Annotated in this window: 13 protein-coding genes; 7 read left to right on the forward strand and 6 right to left on the reverse strand. The window is 72.9% G+C overall.

Features of this window, described 5'->3' with window-relative positions; all coding sequences use genetic code 11:
* Nucleotides 1-433: 433 nt before the first annotated feature.
* Nucleotides 434-2146: a hypothetical protein gene (locus IVW53_04375; GenBank protein MBF6604801.1), complete on the reverse strand. Its 1713-nt coding sequence runs from the start codon at nucleotides 2144-2146 to the stop codon at nucleotides 434-436.
* A gap of 172 nt (nucleotides 2147-2318) precedes the next feature.
* On the opposite strand from IVW53_04375, the gene IVW53_04380 reads away from it, so the two are divergent.
* The gene (locus IVW53_04380) at nucleotides 2319-3968 is read left to right on the forward strand and encodes a hypothetical protein (GenBank protein ID MBF6604802.1); all 1650 of its coding nucleotides are present in this window, start codon (nucleotides 2319-2321) and stop codon (nucleotides 3966-3968) included.
* 46 nt (nucleotides 3969-4014) lie between these two features.
* Here IVW53_04380 and IVW53_04385 read toward each other — a convergent pair whose 3' ends face one another.
* Both IVW53_04385 and IVW53_04390 read right to left on the reverse strand, forming a co-directional pair.
* A complete protein-coding gene (locus tag IVW53_04385) occupies nucleotides 4015-5388 on the reverse strand; it encodes an Nramp family divalent metal transporter (GenBank protein MBF6604803.1) in 1374 nt (457 codons plus the stop codon).
* On the reverse strand, nucleotides 5385-6656 hold the full coding sequence (locus IVW53_04390) for a CBS domain-containing protein (GenBank protein ID MBF6604804.1): 1272 nt from the start codon (nucleotides 6654-6656) through the stop codon (nucleotides 5385-5387). Before IVW53_04390 ends, IVW53_04385 begins: the two co-directional genes overlap by 4 nt.
* A 545-nt stretch (nucleotides 6657-7201) precedes the next feature.
* Between IVW53_04390 and IVW53_04395 the strand changes: the two genes are divergently transcribed.
* From IVW53_04395 to IVW53_04415, 5 genes are all read left to right on the forward strand, one after another.
* A complete protein-coding gene (locus IVW53_04395) occupies nucleotides 7202-9460 on the forward strand; it encodes a diguanylate cyclase (protein MBF6604805.1) in 2259 nt (752 codons plus the stop codon).
* Between the two features lie 86 nt (nucleotides 9461-9546).
* Nucleotides 9547-10920 (forward strand): GGDEF domain-containing protein, encoded by a 1374-nt coding sequence (locus IVW53_04400; GenBank protein ID MBF6604806.1) that lies wholly within the window; start codon nucleotides 9547-9549, stop codon nucleotides 10918-10920.
* Between the two features lie 28 nt (nucleotides 10921-10948).
* Nucleotides 10949-12841 carry a DNA polymerase/3'-5' exonuclease PolX gene (gene polX / locus IVW53_04405; GenBank protein ID MBF6604807.1) on the forward strand — a complete coding sequence of 631 codons (1893 nt, stop codon included), beginning with the start codon at nucleotides 10949-10951 and terminating at the stop codon, nucleotides 12839-12841.
* A complete protein-coding gene (locus IVW53_04410; GenBank protein ID MBF6604808.1) occupies nucleotides 12813-13652 on the forward strand; it encodes a hypothetical protein in 840 nt (279 codons plus the stop codon). The genes polX and IVW53_04410 overlap by 29 nt, the downstream gene beginning before the upstream one ends.
* 464 nt (nucleotides 13653-14116) lie before the next feature.
* On the forward strand, nucleotides 14117-14974 hold the full coding sequence (locus IVW53_04415) for a tetratricopeptide repeat protein (GenBank protein ID MBF6604809.1): 858 nt from the start codon (nucleotides 14117-14119) through the stop codon (nucleotides 14972-14974).
* Between the two features lie 3 nt (nucleotides 14975-14977).
* Here the strand turns inward: IVW53_04415 and IVW53_04420 are convergent, their stop codons facing one another.
* From IVW53_04420 to IVW53_04430, 3 genes are read right to left on the reverse strand one after another with little or no spacing between them, the layout of a single operon-like run.
* Nucleotides 14978-16468, reverse strand: coding sequence for a DUF4129 domain-containing protein (locus IVW53_04420; protein MBF6604810.1), 1491 nt, complete (start codon nucleotides 16466-16468; stop codon nucleotides 14978-14980).
* Nucleotides 16465-17685, reverse strand: coding sequence for a DUF58 domain-containing protein (locus IVW53_04425; GenBank protein ID MBF6604811.1), 1221 nt, complete (start codon nucleotides 17683-17685; stop codon nucleotides 16465-16467). The genes IVW53_04420 and IVW53_04425 overlap by 4 nt, the downstream gene beginning before the upstream one ends.
* A 37-nt stretch (nucleotides 17686-17722) precedes the next feature.
* Nucleotides 17723-18697: a MoxR family ATPase gene (locus IVW53_04430; GenBank protein ID MBF6604812.1), complete on the reverse strand. Its 975-nt coding sequence runs from the start codon at nucleotides 18695-18697 to the stop codon at nucleotides 17723-17725.
* Between the two features lie 154 nt (nucleotides 18698-18851).
* On the opposite strand from IVW53_04430, the gene IVW53_04435 reads away from it, so the two are divergent.
* Nucleotides 18852-21689, forward strand: a complete 2838-nt coding sequence (locus IVW53_04435; GenBank protein MBF6604813.1) for a hypothetical protein — start codon at nucleotides 18852-18854, stop codon at nucleotides 21687-21689.
* Nucleotides 21690-21773: the final 84 nt, after the last annotated feature.

Raw genomic sequence — 21773 nt, forward strand, 5'->3', positions numbered from 1 at the left:
TGGGACCCGCTCCAAGGTGCTCGAACATCGGCCTGACCGGGATCCATCCCGGGCGCGTTGTTCGCAGCCTAGGCAACGGACGATGAATGGCTCGTGAATCCGCGAGGATGCGGGCGGCGGCCGCGCGGCGGCCGCGCGGCGGGGGTCCGGCACGCGAGTGGTGGCGACGAGTGCATCGATATCGGCCCGACGATTAGCCGAAACGCTCAGGTGCACTAAGCAGCCTGCCCGCGACGACGTTCGTGGTCAGTTGCGCATGGCGGACGCACGGCGCTCCGAGCTCGCTGCGCCTCGATGCCCATCCCCGTGACCCCGCCCGGCCGCCCGGCCCCCTATCCGGAGGCCCAGGCCCCGGATAATCGTGGCATTGATGATCCTGCGTTCCGGCAACCGCGCCCGGTGCCTTCAGCGGCCGCGACAGCGCGGGCGGCGGCTACCGGGCGAGGAGTTCGAGGATGTTCTGGGTCAGTCGACCGAAGCCGGATACGACGTTGTGGCCGGCGGCGAAGCGGGGGTCGAGCGCCCAGCCCCAGTAGAACGTGCCGCTGGCGAAGATCCGGGCGCCGTTGGGCAGGACGCGGTAGACGGCCTCCGCCGAGGAGGTGACGCCGCCTCGCGACGGGATGCCGTACGCGCCGGCGACGATCGCCGCGTTCGAGCCGTTCGCGCCGCCGGCCGCGCCGCCGGTCGCATCCACCTCGCCGCCGGCGAAGAAGCCGAGTGGCGATCCCGGCGCGATCCCGGTGCCGGCAAGCAGGGCAGGCTCGGGAACTGGGTCGGTCAGGGTGTACGCCGCCATCGCCGTCGTCACATGCTGGTAGGCGACCCCGAAGAGCGAACGCGCCTGGAACCGGCCCACGTACGGCCCGAGGTAGGGGCCATTCGGTGGAAACGACGCGATCGCGGCGCCGGCCGCCCCCTCGTTCTCGATGCCCGGCGGGTTCGATCCCTCCGGACTCGCCGCGGCCGGCTCGCTCGCCCCCGTGCCGCCGTCCGTCGGCCCGCCCACTGTCGGCCCGCCGTCCGCGAGTCCGCCCGGCAGCGGCCCGTTCTTGTAGCAGGTCACGGTCCGTGGACCGTCGGCGCTCGTCCCGATGAGGGCGACAGGCCAGTAGCCGGTGTCGGCGGCGAAAACGCCGAGCCCCATGTCACCGGCCTGGAGCACATGGCGCTCGAGCCAGAGGCGGAGCGGCACGCCCCAGTACTCGCTGTGGCCGTTAAAGAGGACCGCGCGCGGCAGCGGCTGGGCTTCGGGCGCGACGGACAGGTCGTAGTCCGTCGTGAAGCTCACGTCGAGTCCCTGCCGCTCCATCCACGCGACCATCGGCAGCTCGAGGAAGAAGAGCTGGCCGGCGCCGCCGTCGGCGGCGTACGGTCGATCGAACGAGACGGCGAGCGCCCGGTTGACGCCCGGGATGGGCTGGCCGACCTTCGTCCGGTAGAGGTCCGAGCCGCCCCACGGGTTGTAGGCCTGCCAGTTCAGGGCGCTCGAGACGAGCAGGTAGCGGGTCGCCACGCGGCTCCGGACGACGAACGGGACGTACGACTGGACGTTCTCGCCGCTCTCGAGCCGGGCGAGGTACATCCCGGACGGCCAGTCGGACGGGATGACGAAGGTCGTCGTGAACGACCACCGTGCACTCACCATCCTCGTCACCGGGTCGACGATCGGCGCCCCCTGGCGGCCGCCCGGCTGGGACGCGAGGCGGACGACCTCCACGAACGGGTTCTCGGCCGAAGCGGTGCCCGACACGCGGAAGATCGTCACGGCGTACGTGGAAGCGGTCGTGCTCACCGCGAGGCGCAGCGTTTCGCCGGGCAGATATGACGGTCGCGAGGCGAACCCTTCGACCACGCGGCCACCACCCTGGAGCTGGTGCAGCTGCCACGGCGCGTCGCCGACGTACGGGAAGACGGGACGATCGAGCGGGATCGTCGCCGCGAGGCCGGGGGTGGCGCCGGGCGGGAGGACGGCGACCGACGGGAACGACGGGATCGGCGGGAAGGTCGGCGGTCCCGCGGGCGTGGCCTGCTCGGTCCGGGTGAGGACCCCGACCGTGCCGACGAGCGCGCCGATGGCGATCGCGACGGCGGCGAGGCCGGCGAGCGTGCGGCGGCGAGGCGTTCGGGTCGACGGGGGGTGCATCGCGCGGCAGCATAGCGGGGGAACGGCCGGACCATCGATTCGGGGAGCCGGTGTATCGTTCGAGCCCGTCGGTCGACTCGAGCGACCGCCTCGCGGACCGGCGGCGACGCCAGGAGCACGAACGCTGCGCGCCAGCCTTTCCCGCCTCATCCCCCTCCTGCCGCTCGTGACGGTGGCCGTCGGTGCCGCGATGGTCGCCCTCATGGCGGCGACCGGGGCCCTCCTCGGCACCCACGACACGCTCGTCATCATGGGGTTCGACCCGGATCGGGCGGAGTTGATCACGGCACTCCTCGCCGGAGCGATCGGCGCGGCCGTCGGGACCCTTGTCGTGGATCGACGGCTCGCCGCGACCTTGCTCGGCCTGGCCGCCGCGGCGGCCCTCTTCAGCCAGACGTTCCTCACCGAGACTCGGGCGGCGATGGCGTCCGGTGGCGACCAGGGGCACTTCTCGCCCGTCGGCTGGTCGCTCACGCTGCTCGCCCTCGTCCTCGGTGGGCTCGCGGCCTCGTGGGCGGCCGCGGTCGTCGCGGGCGAGGTTCGGGCCGCCGTGGCCGCCTCGGTCTCCGTCGCCGTCGCGGCGGTCCGTGCCCGCACCGTCCGCGGCGTCGGGATCTGGCGACCGTTCCTCACCCTCGTCCTCGGCATCGTCGTGGCGGTCGCGGTGCCGGTGCTCGGCGACATGTTCAACTACGCCCCGGATGCGGACATGCGGGTCGGCGGACCACCGGCGATCGGGCTGTTCGGTGGGGGAGCGGGTGGCGCGGGAGGCTCGCCAGCGCCCTCGGCGGCTCCCGGCGGCGCGACCGGGGGCGGGTATCTCCCCGGCTCGCCGTACCCAAGCGTCGGCCCCTCGGCGAACGTCGGTCCGTCGGCGAGCGCGGGCGGACCCGGCGCGACCGCGTCGGCGGCCCCAACGTCCTTGCCCTCCGGCCTCCTGCCGCCGGTCTCGAGCGGCCCCGGCGCGACGAGCTCCGCCCGGCCGTGGCTGGCGAGTCTCCCGTCTGGCAGCGGCCGCCTCATCGCGAAGATCCATCTGCCGCCGCCGTGGACGAGCGGTGCCGATCCGTACGCCACGCTCACGGTCTACCTGCCACCGGGCTATGACGCCTCGACCCGCTCCTACCCCGTCATCTACGAGGTTCCGTGGTCGTTCGAGCTGTGGAACCGCTCGATCCAGTTCGCGGGAATGCTCGACACCCTCATCGCCGAGGGTCGGATCCCGCCGGTCATCGTCGCCTTCGCGGCGACGAACGGCGCGCCGATACCCGACACGGAGTGCGTGAACTCGTCGGACGGGCGTCAACAGATCGAGACCTACCTCTCGTCGACCGTCGTTCGCTACATGGATTCGACCTTCCGGACGATCCCGAGAGCGGCCGCCCGGGCGCTGTTCGGATTCTCGAGCGGCGCCTTCTGCGCCCCGATGCTCCTCCTCCGCCACCCGGACGTGTTCGGTCAGGCGATCTCCTTCAGCGGCTACTACCAGGCCGCGATCTCGTCCGGGCCCACACTCAACGCCTGGCGGCCGTACGGCGGTGACGCGGCGGCGATCGCCGACCACTCCCCGATCCAGCTCCTCTCGATGCTGCCGCAGACCACCCGACGGTCGCTCTACTTCGTCGCCTCGGGCGATTCGGCAGAGCCGTTCTACGGCTCGCAGTTCGACGCGTTCGGGGCGGCGCTGCGGGCGAACGGCTACCCCTACCTGCTCCTGCCGACCAACCTCGGCCACGCCTGGGGTGCCGTCCGGACCGCGTTGCCCCCCGCGCTCGCGGCCGTCGCGGGCCGGTGGGTGACGCTCGGGGTGTTCGGCCCGTAGGCGGCCGCGGTCGATCGGTCGTCAGGCGATCGCGGTCAGTCGCTCGTCAGGCGGTCCCGCTGACCGTCGCCCAGACGAGGACGACGGACATGACCGCGATGACCACCGTGATCGACCAGCCGATCCCGAGGAGCCAGCGGCCACTGGCGAGGTCGCCGAGGATGCGCCGGTCGGACGCGAGGAGCATGACGAACACGAGGATGAACGGCAGGAGCAGGCCGTTGAGGACCTGCGAGAGGTAGAGGACCTGGATGAGCGGGAGCCCCGGGATGAGGATGAAGAGGGCCGCGAACCCAATGAAGAAGGCGAGCAGGCCGTAGAACGCCGGCGCCTCGCGCCAGCGCCAGTCCACGCCGGTCTCCCAGCCGAACGCCTCGCACGCCGTGTAGGCGCTGGCGAGTGGCACGACCCCGAGGCCGAGCAGTGAGGCGGCGAGGAGGCCGACGGCGAAGAGGACCGTCGCGGCGTCGCCGGCCAGCGGCCCGAGCGCCCGGGCGGCCTGGGCGACGTCTGTGATGCCCGTCTGGCCGGACGCCCACAGCGTCGCCGCACAGGCCACCACGATGAACCCGGCGACGACGTTCGTGATGAGCGAGCCGAGGCCGACATCGAGGCGGGTCGTGTTGATGTCCTCGGGACCGAGGCGCTTGTCCACGACATACGCCTGGATGAACGCCTGGCCCCACGGCGTGATGGTCGTCCCGACCGTGCCGACGACGGCGAGCCAGTAGGCCGGGGCCGCGGAGAGGTGCGGGACGACGAGCGCCGACGCGGCGGCGCCCCAGTCCGGTCGCGACAGGATGGCCGAGACGATATACGCGACTGAGACCGCCACCCCGATCCCGACGAAGGCCCACTGGACCCGGCCGTAGCTGCCGCGCGAGATGAGGGCCACCACGGCGACCGAGGCGAGGGCCGCGCTCACCGGGATCGGCACGCCGAAGAGGCCGAGGGCGGCGCCGATGCCGGCGAACTCGGCGATGATCGTGCCGAGGTTCGCGACGAGCATGGTGATGACGAAGAACGTCGCCCAGCGAACGCCGAACCGCTCGCGCGTGAGGCCGGTCAGGCCCTGACCGGTCGCGAGGCCGAGCCGGGCCCCCACTTCCTGGGTGAAGAAGAGAGCGATCTGGCTCGCGAGGATGACCCACAGGAGGGCGTAGCCGAACTGGATCCCGGCGAGCGAATACGTCGCGATGCCGCCCGCGTCGTTGTCGGCGAAACCGCTGACGAGCCCCGGACCGAGAACGCCGAGGACGGCCGCGAACCGGATCCGCCATGCCGGCGTCCGCCGGAACGCGGGCAGGACGCGGCGACGTGCCGAATCGACGTTCGGGCCGATGCGCCCGAGGTGGGACCCACCCGGACCGGGCTCGGCGCCGGTCAGCTCGGAGCCGCCGTTCGGCTCGGCGCCGGTCACGCCGTCCCTCCGCCACGACTGCCGGGCCGGAGGGGCAGCCGCGTTCGGGAGTCGGGGACCACCGCTTCGATGACGTCGTCCACCGTGACGATCCCCACCAGACGCTCGTCGGGATCGACCACGGGGACGGCGAGGAGGTTGTACCGCGAGACGATCTCGGCGACGTGCTCCCGATCGTCCGACGTCCGCACTGCGGCCGGCTCGCGGATCATGACATCAGCGATTTGTGCCTCCGGGCGAGCGACGATGAGGTCGCGCAGGGAGAGGACGCCAACGAGCCGTCCCTCCTCGTCCGCCACGTAGACGTAGTAGATCGTCTCGGCGTCCGGCTCGAGCTCGCGCAGGCGGTCGATCGTCTCGGCCGCGGTGAGGGTCGCCGGAACCGAGACGAACTCGGTCGTCATGAGCCCGCCGGCCGTGTCCTCGGCATAGCCGAGGAGCTCCTCGACCTCGGCCTTCTCGTCGGATTCCATGTGGGCGAGGATGCGATCGCGGGTGATCTCGTCGAGATCCGCCACGAGATCGGCGGCGTCGTCCGGGCTCATCTCCTCGAGGATGTCCGCCGCCCGCTCGGGGCTCAGGTCCTCGAGGACCTCGACCTGGCTCTCCGGCTCCATCTCCTCGATCGCGTCGGCGGCCGCCTCATCGTCGAGGGAGGCGAGGACGCCGGCCCGGTCGCGCGGGGCGAGCTGGTCGAGGATCGTCGCGAGGTCCGCCGGGTGGAGCTCGGCGAGGCCCTGGTGCGGGACGCGGAGCTTGATCGAGGCAATCGAGGTCTCGACCGGGTCCACGTCCTCCCAGTCGATGTACTTCTCGGGGACCGGTCGGCTCAGGTTGCGGGCGATCGTCCGGAACGGGCCCTCGATGCCGAGGCGGCGAAGGAGTCCGGCCCCGCCGACGTCCACCGCGACGAGGTGCCACGCCCCACCGACCTCGTCGAGGCGGAGATCGTTGACCCGGACGACCTTCCGGCCGTCGATGTCGACGATCTGCTTGTCCATGAGGTCCGCCCGGAGGAGGATCTCGTTCGGGCGCTGGCGGAACTTGTCGATGTCGATCGTGCGGGTCCGGAGCTGGGCGCCGGACGCGTCGAGCCGGGCGACGGACGACCACGGCACGAAGATGCGGCGACGGTCCGTCTGCACGACGAGGCCGGTGACCGGCGGATAGCGGTCGCCGACGGCGACGATGAGATCGGCGATGCGGCCCATCGGCTCGTCCTGCCGATCCTGGACGGGCCGGCCGATGGCCTGGCTCAGATACAGCATGTGCCACCTCGCGGGCGGGTCCGTCCCGCCGGGGTGGCCGGTCCGCCGCCGGCCGGGATCGGGCCGGGTGGCGGTTCAGCCGTCAGCGTGGACGGATCGGGTGGGTGTCCATGGCGCGCGGGCTCGAGCGTTGACGCGGGGGCTCTCGGGTCCGGTACTGGGTCCGGTCTCCACCGGCAGAGGGTCCTCCGAACGACGTGGGCGACTCCGACGAACGGCACGCGGCGGAGCGAGCCGCGCTCGACGGGAGCCGCGTCGAGTGTAGCCGCGAGCACCGGAGGCTCGCAAGGTAGCCGCACCTCGGTGGCGCGCCGAGCTTGCGAGGGGTCGCAGGATCGTGCATCGGTGAACCATTCACGGATGAACAACTCTTCACCTGGCGGGTCCCTGCCCGCCGGGCCTGCGAGCGGCCGCTCCCGCGAACGTCCCCTGCCCGCCGCGCGCCGGCTTGCGACGCGCCGTGAAGCGGGGTACGTTCGGACCCACCAGTGTGGTACATCAGCGGAGGCGTAGGCGCACCACAGAGGTGACACGCTGCGATCCACATGAGCGCGCATCTCGATCCGGTCCGAGCCGGGTTCCGGGCCCTCGGCGGTCTCCTCGCGCCGCCGCACGCGCGACCCGACGCCCCGGGGTCGGCGATCGTGGAGGTGCCGACCGCCGTCGCTCCCGCACCGACCGACGCCGCTGCCGCCCCCGCGCCGACCGCGCCGCCGATCGCTCCCGTGGCGGAGGGCATCAGTGATCGGATCGAGGCGGTGCTCGACATCGCCGGGCGGCTCACCCGGACATTCGATCAGACCGAGATCATCCAGACGGTGGTCGACGAGACCCTTCGCGTGCTCGGCGGCGACGGAGTGGCGATCCGAATGCTCCACGGCGACAGGCTCGAGGTGGTCGCGACGGCCGGGCTGGCGCCGCACGTCGCGCGCCGCCTGCCGATCATCGCTGCGAACGAGGGCTGGTTCGGCGAGGTCGTTCGAAGCGGACGGCCATGGGTCTGCGACGACGTGCGCACGGTCTCCGCCGCCGGACCCGCCGCCGTCGGACCCGCCGCGGAGCTCTACCGCCGGTACGTCGACGTGCACCCGTTCGCTGCCGATCTCGTGGTGCCCCTCGTCGGCAACGGTCGAGTGATCGGGGCCATCAGCGTCGTGCGGGACGAGCCCTACCACTGGCCTGCCGCCGACGTGGAGTTCGTCTCCATGCTCGCCACGCACGCCTCGATCGCCATCCAGAACGCCAAGCTCTTCCAGCGCGCGGAGGCCCGCGCCGGCCGGATGGCGGTCCTCCAGGCCGCCTCGGCTCGGTTGAACCGCGAGAACACCGTGGAGTCCGTGGGCCGTGCCCTGGTCGAGGAGACGCGCGGGATCATCGACTACCACAACGCCCGGGTCTACCTCCTCGAGCCACCGGATCTGCTCGTCCCGATCGCCTTCGCCGGCTCGGTGGGCGAGTACGAGAAGGTCGACATGGAGGTCCTTCGGACCCGCCTCGGTGAGGGCTTCACCGGCTGGGTGGCGGAGCATGGAGAGGCGCTGCTCATCGGCGATGCCAACGCCGATGCTCGGGGCGTGACGATCGCCGGCACGGACGATGTCGACGAATCGATGCTCGTCGTGCCGATGCGCTACGACGATCGGGTCATCGGCGCGGTCACCCTCTCGAAGCTCGGACTGGAACAGTTCGGCGAGGAGGACCTGCAGCTCCTCACGATCCTCGCCGATCAGGCGGCGACGGCCGTCGAATCCGCGCGGCTCCTCGTCCGGACGCAGGGCCTGGCCGGCGAGCTTCGCCGGCTCCTCGACATGAGCAGCGAGCTCGCCCGAAGCCTCGATCCCGGGACCGTCGCCCATCTCATCGCCATGCACCTCGTGGAGGCGCTCGATGTCGACGAGTGCACGATCAGCTACTGGGATCGGCCCGGCGAACGGATCCTCACCTCCGGCTCGTTCAGCCGCGACGGGGTTGGCGCACCGGAGACGGAGTACACGCTGGTGGGATTCCCCGCCACGCGACGCGTACTCGAGCGCCAGGAGACGATGTTCGTCGACGTCGACGATCCAGCCGCCGACCAGGCGGAGGTCGCGATCCTCCGCGACGAGGGCCGGCGCTCGCTCGTCATGATCCCGCTCGTCGCGAAGGGCGAGTCCATCGGCCTCGTCGAGCTCACGTCGACGAAGGCGGTTTCATTCGATCCGGGGCGCCTCGCGCTCGTGCGGACGATGGCGAACGAGGGGGCGATGGCACTCGAGAACGCCAAGCTCTACGAAACCGCGCGTCGGCTCGCCGATCACGACCAGCTGACCGGGTTCGTCAACCACCGCTTTCTCCACGAGCGGGTCGGCGAAGAGATCGTCCGCGCCCAGCGAGGGCGAACCTCGCTCAGCCTCCTCATGATCGACCTCGACGACTTCAAGCTCGTGAACGACAACTTCGGCCACCTCTTCGGGGACCGGGTCCTCGTGTGGGCGGCCGACATCATCCGCTCGTCCCTTCGCGCATCGGACGTGCCGGCCCGCTACGGGGGCGACGAATTCGCGGTCATCCTCCCGGACACGGACTCCTCCGCCGCCGCAGCGGTCGCCGATCGGATCCGGACCGCGTTCCGTGAGCAGGCGTTCGAATCCGCGTCGCGGGGGTCCGTCCCGGTCGCCGCGTCCATCGGGATGGCAACCTTCCCGGCGGCCGGACGGACCGGTCAGGACCTCATCGCGGTCGCCGATGCGGCGCTCTACCGGGCCAAGGACAGCGGTCGAAACGTGGAGCCGGCGCGGGCCGCCCCCCGGGGCGACGCCGCCTGAGCGGTACCTTCGTACCATGCGGGGCCGCCAAAGGTACCCCCCTCGCCGTCTGGACCCTCGCCCCCGGACCTCGCATGCTGTGATCCGTGAGCGAGGCCTCCACGAGCCGTCCGTCCGATCATGTCGTCGAGGATCGGGCGATCCGTCGCTCCTCCTGGCTCCTCTCCGGTTCGTTCCTCATCCTCGGGCTGGTCACCGTCATCCGGCTCTTCGCCGGGACTCCCCGTCCGGTCGACTGGTTCGTCGGCCTCCTCGTCCTGGTGGCCGGGTTCGCCGTGGCGATGCACCGATCGGCCGTGGGCTCGCTCGAGGCCGAGCGTCGATCGGAGGCGGAGAGCTTCGCCCGGGTGTTTCGCGGCCTTTCACGATCCATCTCGCCGGACGCCATCGTCGACGCGATCGTGGAGGAGCTCGGCGTGGGGACGAATGCGGACCACACGGTCGTCGTTCGGCTCCGACCGGAATCCGACGCCCTCGAGGCGACGCTCGTCAGCCGGCGCCCCGGTGTCCCGAGTTCGACCACGATCCTTCCGCGATCCGATCTCGAGGATCCGGGGGCGAACCCGATCCGACTCGAGCGCCTTCCGGTCGCGATCCCGGTGGGGACGCTGCAGCCGGTGGGCGTCGGGAGACCTGCCGCGCCGCCGGGGATTGTGGGGGTCCTCGGAGCCGTGGCGGCCATCCGGGCCTTCGGGGCGACGACCGTCCCGCCATCGGCGAGCGGCGCATGGGACGGACCTGAGGCGCGGATCGCGGCCCGCATCGCCCGTCGCGTCCGCGACGTGTACGGCCTCAGGCACACGATCGAGGCTCCGCTCGTGACGTCCTCCGGAACGGTCGGCGCTATCGTCCTCTCGAGGCGTTCGGAGGACCCCTGGACGGGATCGGCCGGGCGGATCCTGGCCGGGGCCGCGGTCGAGGCGTCGGCCGCCCTCGAGCGGGCGTACTCGCACCGGGCGGCGGAGGCGCGCGCGTCCACCGACGCGCTGACGGGGCTGCCGAATCGGCGCTACTTCGATGAGTTCTGCGGCCTGCTCGCACGCCGGCGCCGTGCGGACGACGTACTCGGCGTCCTCATGATCGACATCGACCACTTCAAGCGTCTCAACGACACGTACGGGCATGCTACGGGCGACGAGGTCCTGCGGTCCGTCGCGGGGGCCATCGCGGCCGCTGTCCGGACGGACGACGTGCCGGCCCGCTTCGGCGGCGAGGAATTCGCCATCCTCCTCCGGGACCCGAGCCCGTCGATCGCGGCGGAGGTGGGTGAACGGGTACGGACAGCGGTCGCCGAGCTCGACCTCGATCTCCTCCACGGCTCACGGGTCACGGTCTCGGTGGGCGTCGCGGTCTCCGTCGCGCCGGCCGAACCGATCGACGAGGTCATCGCCGCCGCCGATCGGGCGCTCTACGCGGCGAAGCGCGCCGGCCGGAATCGGGTGGTCGTCGGGCCGCTCTGACCCCACCCGCGCCGGCTACCATCTCGGCGTGCCCCGCGACCCGGACCCGCCGCTCGGATCGCCGACCAACGGCGACCTCGCCCGGATCTTCCATGAGATCGGCGACCTCCTCGAGCTGAAGGGCGAGCTCGTCTTCAAGACCGTGGCCTATCACCGCGCCGCGGACGCGCTCGATCACAGCCCGGTCGACGTCGCGGGCGGGTACCGGCGTGGCACACCGCCGCGGATCGCCGGGGTGGGGTCCGCGATCGGCGACAAGATCGCCGAGATCGTCGCGACCGGCCGGCTGCGATTCCTCGACCGGCTGCGCGACGAAGTCCCGCCGACGCTCGTCGAGTTGCTCCGGCTCCCGGGGCTCGGTCCCCGTACCGTCCGTCTCATCCACGAGTCGCTGGGGATCGCGACGCTGGACGAGCTCCGCGCGGCGGCGGAGGCGGGGCGCCTGCGGACGATCCGCGGGCTCTCGGCAAAGACGGAGGAGACGATCCTCGCAGGGATCGCCGGTCTGTCACGCCGCTCGGACCGGATGCTCCTCGGCGAGGCGGCGGAGATCGTCCGCCGGCTCGTCGGCGAGCTCGAGGCGGCGCCGGGGGTCCGCTCGGTCGAGCCGGCCGGTTCGTTCCGCCGCTGTCGTGAGACGATCGGCGACCTGGACCTGCTTGCCGAGACCACGGAGGCGGCGGCGCTCGTCGAGCGCTTCGCGACGCTCGGGAGCGTCGAGCGGATCCTCAACCGGGGGAGCTACAAGGCGGCGATCCGCCTGCTGGACGGGCCGCAGGTGGACCTCATGATCATGCCGCCCGGCGAGGCGGGGACGTACCGCATCCACTTCACCGGGAGCCGCGACCACAACATCCGGCTCCGCGAGCGGGCCCGCGACCTCGGCTGGAGCCTGTCCGAGAAGGGTTTCCTCCGCCTCGGAGCGGACGGCGAGGCGGCCAGCGGCGAGGACGCGGCGCTCCGGACGTTCGGGACGGAGGCCGAGGCGTACGCGTTCCTCGGCCTGCCCTTCATCGAGCCCGAGCTCCGCGAGGACGACGGCGAGATCGAGGCGGCGCTCGCGGGGCGCCTGCCGGTCCTCATCCGCCTGGCCGATCTGCGGGGCGATCTGCACAGCCATTCCGACTGGTCGGACGGCGTCCATCCGATCGAGGCGATGGCGGAGGCGGCCCGTCGGCGAGGCCATGCCTACCAGGTGCTCGCGGACCACAGCCGGTCGCTCGCCATCGCCCACGGGCTCACCCCGGAGCGAGTCGCCATGGAGCGTCGGGTCATCGCCGAACTCAACGCCCGGTTCGAGCGCGAGGAGACGGAGGGGCGGCTCCCGGAGGGCGCCTCGCCGGATGGCTTCCGTCTCCTCCACGGCTGCGAGCTCGAGATCCGGGCGGACGGCCGTCTCGACTACGACGACGAGCTCCTCGCCACGTTCGACCTCGTCGTCGCGTCGCTCCATGTCGCCCGCCGGCAATCCCGGGCGGAGCTCACGGCGCGGGTGATCGGCGCCATCTCGAGCCCGCACGTCGATGTCATCGCGCACCCGGCGGGCCGGATGCTCGAGGGCCGGGACGATCTCGACCTCGACTGCGAGGCGGTCTTCGCCGCCGCGGCCGCGACGGGGACCGCGCTCGAGATGAACGGCTCGGACCATCGGCTCGACCTCTCGGCCGAACGGGCGAGGCTCGCGGTGGCCGCCGGCTGCTTCATCGCCATCGATTCGGATGCCCACCGCATCGAGGAGCTCGGATTCCTCCGCTGGGGTGTCGGCCAGGCGCGGCGGGCCTGGGTGGAGCCGTCGAGCGTCGTGAACACGCGCTCGCGCGCCGACCTCCTCGCCTGGGCGGCGGGCAAGCCCGAGCGGGTCCGGCGGCGGCCATCCCGTACCATCGCAACGGATGGATCAGCGACACCGCCACCAGCGTGAACTCGTCGTCCTCGCGGCGACGATCGTCGGCCTCTCGCGGCTCCTCGACGGGCCGCTCGTGTGGCTCGTCGCCGGACTCCTGTTCGCGGCCGTCTGGCTCGGCTCGCGCCAGGTCATCGGGGAGGGGAGCCTCGGCTATGCGCCGATCCCGCTCGAGGCGTCCATCATCCCTGCGATCGCCGCGGCGGGTTCGCTCGGCGCCATCCGCCTCGTCCCGCTCGGGCTCGCGGTGCTCCCCGCCATCGCCGTCGCCGGCTGGCTCATCCACCTCGCGCTCGACGCCGAGGCGCGCGTCCACGATCGCCCGACGGGCATGTCGGCCGCCGACCGGTCCATCCTCCTCGCCGTCGCGCTCGTCGCCGCGTTCCTCGCCTTCGTCGGTGCCGCCTCCATGGTCGTGGGCGGCCTCGCCGAACCATCGGGCGGCGGGGCTCCGGGCGGCGGGGCTCCCGGCGGCGGGCTCGCGGTGAGCGAGGCCGGCATCGCCATCATCGCCCTGGCGGACGGGATCGTGGCCGGTCTCCTCGGCTTCCGGTTCTCCGCCGAACGACTTGCCGGACGCCGTGATGCGCTGTGGGCCGCCCTCACCTATGCCGCCGCCATCGCCATCGGCGCCGGGCTCCTCCGGGCGATCGCCATCCCGCGCCTCGTCTTCCCGGCACTCCTGACACTCGTGTTCTACCTCTGGGACACGCTCCGCGGCACCGCCCCGTCCCTCCGTCGCGACCCGCGGTTCCTGTGGCAATCGGGCCTGCTCGCGCTCCTCGCGATCGCCGTCGTCGCCTGGAACCTGGGGCTGCGCGGCTCGTGACTGGGATCGGCGCTCGCCGGCTCCACAGCCGCCTAGAATCGCGGGCCCTCCGGTCGCCTCCTCGCGCGCGGTCTGTGGATTCTCATCCGCTCATCCCCGGAGCGTTCGAAAGGAGAATCAGGGTCTGGATGCCCCGATCCGTCTCAACCGTCCACCCGGAGAGCACGGGAGACGCAATGGACCCCGGCTGCGCCTCCAACGTTCCCGTGGTGAGCAGATGAGACCGTCCGGGGCTCGCGGACGTCCAGGCGCGTCCCCCCGCCCATCGACACCGCCCATCAACCGGACGATCCTTGCGTTGACGATTCGGGCGGCTGATGCTACAAGTAGCGGTCGTGCTGTCGCCGCCAGCCGCGGCTCGGCTGCCATGCTCCACTGCCTGGCGGATGCCCGCCCACCCGCCACGCCTGACGCGTCACCCACCGGCGCGCCACGCCAACCCGCCCGAAAGGACGATCCCCGCCGTGACCTTCCCCGATCTCGACACCAGCAAGACGACCGCGACGAACCAGGTCCGCCTGAAGCGCCAGCTCGCTGAGCAGGCGGTCGCCCAGGCGACCGCCGCCCAGTGGCGGGATGCGGCGGAGACGAACCGCCGGATCCTCGAGATGGGCCCGGACGTGCAGACGCAGAACCGGCTCGCCAAGGCGCTCTGGGAGCTCGGCGAGCTCGGCGAGGCGCGCGAGCACTATCAGACCGCGCTCGCCCTGGACCCGACGAACCGGATCGCGGAACGGAACATCGACCGGCTCCGGACGCTGCTCGTGGACGCCGGTGAGCGGACCGTCCCGGCCATGGACGGGAGCAAGGCGCCGGTCAGCATCTTCGTCGAGGAGACCGGCAAGACCGGCTTCGCGTTCCTCACCGACCTCCCCGATCCGCGCAAGCTCGCCCAGGTGAACCCGGGCGACAGCGTGGAGCTCCATCCCGAGGGCAACCGGCTCATCGCGGTGAGCAACGGCGTGGGCATCGGCATCGTCGAGCCGCGCGTCGCGGCCCGTCTCCTCAAGCTCCTCGCCGACGGCAACAAGTACGCCGCCGGCGTCACCTCGCTCGGCGACAAGGATGTCCGGATCATCATTCGCGAGACGTTCCAGGATCCGCAGAACTACGGCAAGGTGAGTTTCCCGGCCGCGGCCAAGTCGACCGACCTCCGGCCGTACACGAAGGGCACCCTCATCCGTGAGGAGATGGACCTCGAGGACGACCTCGAGGATGACGTCGAGGACGAGGAGATCGAGGATCTCGATCGCGTCCTCCCCGCCGACGTGACGACGGACGAGGCGTTCGAAGAGGAGCCCGACGAGCTCGACGAGCCGTAGGGCTCAGACGCGGCCCTCCCGGGCCGCCGTCGCCGCGTCGCGGGCCTCCGTCCGGCCCGCCGCTCCGTCCCCGCCATCGGCAGCGCTCGTCGCCGCCCGCGCCGCGAGGTCCCGTCGCGCCCGCTCCTCGGTCTCGGCCGCGATGCGGCGCCACCGTCCGAGCGCCCGGCGGTGCTCCACGGCGGACAATCCCCGCCCTCCGAACCGGATGAGCGCATAGTCCGCCGCCAGCAGGTCGAGCGCGCGACCGCCCGCACCGTCGGCGCGCAATCGGCGCGCATGGTCGGCCGGTGTCTCGCCGCGTGCCCGGCGGGTCGTCGGCTCGGCGCCGAGCGTGGCGAGCGCGGCGAGATACGCGCCGACCGCGTCGGCGGGCGGCTCCGGGCGCTCTGACCGCCGGAGCGCGACGCGCCAGCCTCCGCGGAGGCGGTGCCAGTCGACCGCCACGAGCCGCCTTTCGGTCGTCCCGGATCGGGCGGTCGGGGCCGCGATCCAGCGACGCCGCAGGACGACGGCCGCGACGGCGAGGGCGATCCCGAGCCCGACGAGGACGAGGATCGCCCCACCGCTCCGCCCGGTCGTGTCTGCCTGCGACTGGGTCGTCGCCGCTGTGGCGTCGGTCGGTCGAGGCTGGGTCGTGAACTGCGGCAGGAACAGGACGAGGGACAGCGCGCCGAGGATGAGGAGCCAGCCGAGGACGGTCCGCCGGCGGGAGTCCTGGCGGGCCACGGGCGATGGGGCCCGCGCCACGACGACGACGGCGGCCAGCACGAGGAGCGCCGGCGCGACATCGCGGATCGCGACCCCCGCATCCGCCGCGGCGATCGCCGCGACGCCTCCCACGAAGAGGAGGCCGGCCCACAGCGATGCGATCCACGCCCGGTTCGCGGTCCAGCCGAAGCCCGTCGCCCGGCCGAGCATCGCGACGCGGTTCATGGCCGTCCCGCCCGGCCCGGCGATGAGGAAGAGGATCGTCGGCCCGACGATGGCGTGGACGACGACCGACCGTCCCGGGTCGGCAAGCGCCCCGGCGAAGAGCCAGCCGCCGGCGAGACAGATGGCCGGACCGCCGAGCCCGGCGTCGCTCGTGCCGATGTCCGCCAGCGATCGCCCGCGAAGGACCCCCCGGAACGCCGCGACGCCGAGGAGGAACCCGCCCGGATGACTCGCCACGGCCAGTCCCGGATCGCCGGCGACGACCCTGGCGATCGCACCGGGCGCAGCGAGCCAGCCGAGCACGGCGATGACGACCAGCCCGGCGCCAACCGTCCTATCGCGGTCGTGGCCGGCTCGGGTCCGGCTGCCGACCGCGAGGCCGAGTGTCGCCGCGACGATGAACCAGGCGAGTCCGAGCGTGCGGTCCCCGCCGCTGGCGACCTCGAGAACGTCGTACAGGGCGGCGATCCACGCTCCCTCCGCGACGGCGATGAGGGTCGGCCCGACGAGCGCCGGGAGGGAGGACGCCGGCAGGGAGCGGCGGGATGCCGTCGTCACGCCACGAACTCGAGGCGAGTGCTCGTCGCCCATGGTCCGTCGAGTCTGGCCGCCCGCGCCGCGATCCCGACGGCGGTGGCCCGGGAGGCGAGGGCCGGCGCGTCTCGACCGAACGCGATGTGGATGACGCCGAATCCCGATCGCGAGAGGCGTCGCAGCGCCACGAGCGCGGGGCCCGGATCCACGGCGCTCATCGTCACGATCGTGGTGCCCGGCGATAGCCGCCGCGAGACGTCGTCGAGGAGCTGGCTGAACGACAGCGACGGGATCGCGTCGAGGCGGGCGAGGAGGTCGGCGAGGAGGCCGAGGGCTGCCGCCGTCCCGTTCGGTGGGAGGAGGATGTGGCGGGCGCCCCCGGCAAACCCGGCCACCGCGAGTCCCACCGCCGCACCGTCACCGTGGAGCGATCTGGCGAGCGACATCGCGGCGACGATGAGGCCCTCCGTGGCCTCATCCCGCTCCGTCGCTCCGACGCCCGGGCCGCCGGGAGCCCGCAGGTCGAGGACGAGCACGACGTCGCGTCGTCGCGATGGATCGAAGCGCTTCGTCAGGGGCCTGCCCGTGCGCGCCGTGGCGCGTCGATGGAGGTGCCGGAGCGGATCGCCCGGCCGGTATGGCCTCACGCCGGCGAAGCGGCTCGGGTCCTCCGCGAGGCCCGTCCGGGCACGGCGCTCGCCACCGCGGTCGCGCGTGTCATCGAGGCCGTGGACCGCGACCATCCGCGGCCGGACGAGGTAGCGCGTCCGAAGGCTCGCTTCCTCGATCGGGAGGGAACGGCCGAGGAGGTCGCCGGCGGCGATCGTGAGCGGTCCCAGCTCGAACACGCCGCGGCGGGTCGCGAGGATGCGGAACCGCCGGCTCACGAGTTCGAACGGCCCGAGCGTCCAGCCGTTGACGAGCTCGCCGTGCACGGCACTCCCGGCCGCCTCGGGCGGTCCGGCCACGCTGACCCCGCGTCCCAGCCCGTCGACCGTCCGGACCCACGGGAGCGGCAGGGGGCCGCCGTTGCGGACGGCGATCTCGAGTTCGATCTCGTCGCCCACGACCGCCCGGTCGGTGGCGAGACGGCGGCGATAGGTCACCGTCCGCGCGCCATATCGAAGCCACGCCGTCCGGGTGATCGAGAGGCCGAGGGCCGCGACGCCGATGGCGACGACGCCGGGGATCGCGAGGATCGCTCCGCCGAGCACGACGACGAGCGCGACGAGGACGGACATCGACGTCCCGGACGGCCGGTCGGTGAGTCCGCCCGCGTCAGTCGCGGGGCGGCGGGACGGGTGTCGTCCCGAGCACGTCGCCCACGACCGCCGCGAGCGACGCACCGCGCAGCTCGCGATCGATGTCCAGGCGAAGCCGATGCGCAAGGACGGCCGGCGCGACGGCCTGGACATCGTCCGGAAGCACGAAGGCGCGGCCGTCGAGGAACGCCCAGACCTGGGCCGCCCGGAACAGCCCCACGGTCGCCCGGGGCGAGCCGCCGAGTGAGAGGTCGGGGTGGACCCGGGTCGATCGGACGAGGGCGACGACGTAGGCCGTCACCTCGTCGCCGACGTGGGTCCGGCGCACTGCCTCGCGGATGGCCACGATCCGGGCCCCCGGCACGACCTCGCGGACCCCGTCGAGCGGCTCCGCGGCGGTGAGGTGGCGGCGGGCGATCCGAGCCTCGCCCGCCTCGTCCGGATAGCCGATGCGGACGCGGACGAGGAACCGATCGAGCTGGGCCTCCGGGAGGGCGAACGTCCCCTCGTACTCGATGGGGTTGTCGGTCGCGAGGACGATGAACGGGTCGGGAAGGGGACGAGTCTCGCCCTCGACCGAGACCTGGTGCTCCTGCATCGCCTCGAGGAGTGCCGACTGGGTCCGCGGCGTGGCCCGGTTCACCTCGTCCACGAGGAGCACGTTGTGGAAGACGGGCCCGGGCAGGAAGCGGAACGCCGCGCCGTCGAGGACGCCGCTCCCGGTGATGTCGCCGGGCAGGAGGTCCGGCGTGCCCTGGACCCGTGCGAACGAGAGGCCGAGGGCGCGCGCGAAGGCGCGGGCGAGCAGCGTCTTGCCGACTCCCGGCACGTCCTCGAGGAGGACGTGACCATCGGCGAGCAGGGCGACGAGGAGCAGCCGGAGCGCCGGTTCGGCGCCCACGACGGCGACCGAGACGGCGTCGCGGATCGCGCTCCACGTCCGAAGGCCGTCCCGCGTCGCCTCGACCGTGTCCGCCGATCCGTCGACCATGCCGTTCCTCCGTGTGGACCGCGCGTGGCCGTCCGCCGGGTTGCCATCCGCCCGAGTAGCCGTCCGCCCGGGTGGCCGTCCGCCCGGGTGGCCCGCGCCCGGATGGTACGCTCGGCGGCCGGCGCCGTGGCGGGGGTGGCACAATGCTCCGACGATGCCCGGCCACGACCCGCTCGCCCGTGCCGATCCCGCGATCTCGCTGCCGGCGTTCGAGCGGCTCAGCGGGCCGCCGCCGCCGCCCGAGCTCGTCGAGGCGGCGATCGAGGCGCACTCTGCCCCCGGCGACATCGTCGTGGACCTCCACGGCCGAGGCGGCTGGGTCGCCCGGTCCGCGGTCGACCGCCAGCGCCGTGCGGTCACCCTGGAGTCGAACCCGCTCACGCGGCTCCTCGCGGAAGTCGTCCTCCGCCCGCCGGACGTCCGTCACCTCGACGCGGCGTTCCAGGCGATCGCCGCCGCGCCCCGCCTCCAGTCCAGCCTCAAGGTCTCGATCAGCGAGCGTTTCGCCACCCGCTGCCCCACGTGCGGCCGACCCGCCGTCGTGGACGAGTTCATCTGGGAGGCGTCACCCGACGGCGAGGGCACCGCCGGGCGGCTGGTCCGCAAGCACTATCGCTGCGCGATCTGTCGCGATCAGATCGGCGGCGGCGAGCAGCGCCACGCCCCGGTGGACGACGACGATCTCGCCCGGGCGGCGGCGACGGAGCCGAGCCTGCTCGCCCGCCGTCTCCTCCGCGACCGCTTCCCGACCCTCGACGGGCACGATGCGCTCGTCGACGAGATCCTCGACCTCCATACGCCGCGACAGCTCGAGGGCCTCCATGCGGTCCTCGAACGGATCGACGCGGACCTCCGATCGGCGTCCGTCGAGGCGGCGCTCCGGCTCTCCCTCCTGCATGCGATCCTGCCGGCGAGCCGCCTCAACGGATTCCCCGGTCGGATCGCGAACATCCGGATCCATGGCGGTCGCGTGAAGCTCCCGTCCGGCGAGCAGTGGCGGGAACGGAATCCGTGGCTGGCCTTCGAGGACGGGTACCGGGTCGTCCGCGGCTTCATCCAGCGCCTCGAAGGGAGCCCCAGCGGACCGGCCCACGTCCGGCTCGGCGACGATGTGCGGAGTCTCGGCGAGGGAGCGGCGACGGCGGTCGTCCGCCTCGGCACGCCGTCCGCCTTCCGGGCGCTCGAGGCGGAGGCGCATGAACCCGCTGCGGCCGGCCAGGCGCGTCCCCGCGTCCGGCTCGTCCTGGGCCAGCCGCCGGCCCGCCCGAACCAGGATCGCCTCTCCGCCACCTATGCGGCCACCGCCTGGCTCCTCGGCCGGGAGGCCGCGGCGCTCCTCCCGCTCGAGGCGCTCTTCGGACCCGGTGGTCGCGCTCCGTGGGGCTGGCAGGCCGCCGCGCTCGGGCGATCGCTCGAGGCGGTGGCGCCGTGGTTCAGCCGGGATGGACGGGTGGTCCTCCTGCTCGAGTCGGGCGGGCCCGAGGCGCTCGTGACGGCCGCACTCGGCGGCGTCCGTGCCGGCTATCGCCTCGTCGCGGCGCGGACCGGCGAACCGGACGATGAAGCCGGCGGATCCGTCGAGTTCGTGCCGCCCGGGGCAACACTCGCTCCGTCGCCCCGGACGCGGGCGAACGTCGAGCTGCCCCACACGCCCGGCGGGTCGGGGGATCCGGACGTCGTCCCGGGTCGGGGCCTCTTCTCGCCGCCGGAGCGCTTCGACCGCCGGGCCTTCTCCTCGAGCGAGGCGGCCGCGACCGTGACGGCCACGGCGATCGAGATCCTCCAGGCGCGCGGCGAGCCGGCTCGCGCCGAGCGGATCCTCGGCGACGTCCTCGTCGGCCTCGACCGGGCGGGCATGCTCCGGCGGCTCGTCGCCGCGGATGCCGGGACGGAGGCTGCGGACCGCGTCGACGTCCCGGACCGCGGCGGCCGGCACGATGTCGGTCGCGGCGAGGAGGGGCGGGTCGGCCGCTCCTCCGAGGGGGCGACGGGTGTGGCCGAGCCGGACCCGCGCGGCGGTGGCTTCGATGTGCGGCGGCTGCCCACGACCCGGCCCCGGCGCGACGAGCGGCGCGAACCGGCGACGATCGCCGGGAACGATCAGGTCGAGGCCATCCTGTCGCTCATCCGCAACGAGCTGTCGCGGCCCGACCAGCGGCGCCTCCGCGAGATCGAGCCGGGGCGCTGGTGGCTGGCCGATCCGGCGGACGTCGCCGGGGCGGCGCTTCCGCTCGCCGATCGGGTCGAATGGGCGGTCTTCAGCCTGCTCTCTACCGGGGGCCGCCTGTCCGAGTCCGCGTTCTTCGGCCGGATCGCGGCGCTGTTCAGCGGTCATGACCTGCCGGACGAGGGCCTCGTCCGTGCCTGCCTCTCCTCGTACCGGAGTCTCGCCTCGACACCGGACCGCCTCGTCACGTCGGAGGACCTCCTCCGACGCAGCCAGGAGCACACGGAGCTCCTCACGGTCCTCGCCGAGCTGGGCCATCGGCTCGGCTACCGCGTCTGGCTCGGAGCCCGGGAGCAGGGTCGCCGGATCGCCGGCCGGACCGTGGGCGACTGGCTCGACGACCGCGAGCGCAATGCCTACCTCCCGCTCATCGTCCGTGGACCGGCCGAGGAGATCGAGCAGATCGACTGCGTCTGGTACGTCCGCTCGCGGGGCGCCTTCCTGTTCGAGGTCGAATGGACCGCGATGCTCGGCGAGCCGCTCCTCCGCCGCCACGCCAGGATCCCCTCGACGGAGGCCATGGTCCGCTTCCTCGTCACGGTCCCGGAGCGGACCGAGCTCGTTCGCTACAAGCTCGAGCGGTCGCCGCTCCTCCGCGAGGCGATCGAGGCGGACAACTGGCACGTGCTGAAGGCGAACCACCTCCGAACGTGGGCCGCCCGCGACGAAGCGGCCATCGCGGATCTCGAACCCCTCGTCGGTCTCGACCCGGCGGTCGAACGGACGGGCGAGCAGCTCCCGCTCTTCGGCGGCCCATCCTCCTGACGGGACCGCCCCGGTAGGCGATACTCCGCGAACGACCGGCGCAGCGGAGGGATTCGCCGCCATCGACCGCGGTCGTCCACCGAT

Source organism: Chloroflexota bacterium, assembly GCA_015478725.1.
GTDB lineage: Bacteria > Chloroflexota > Limnocylindria > Limnocylindrales > CSP1-4 > C-114.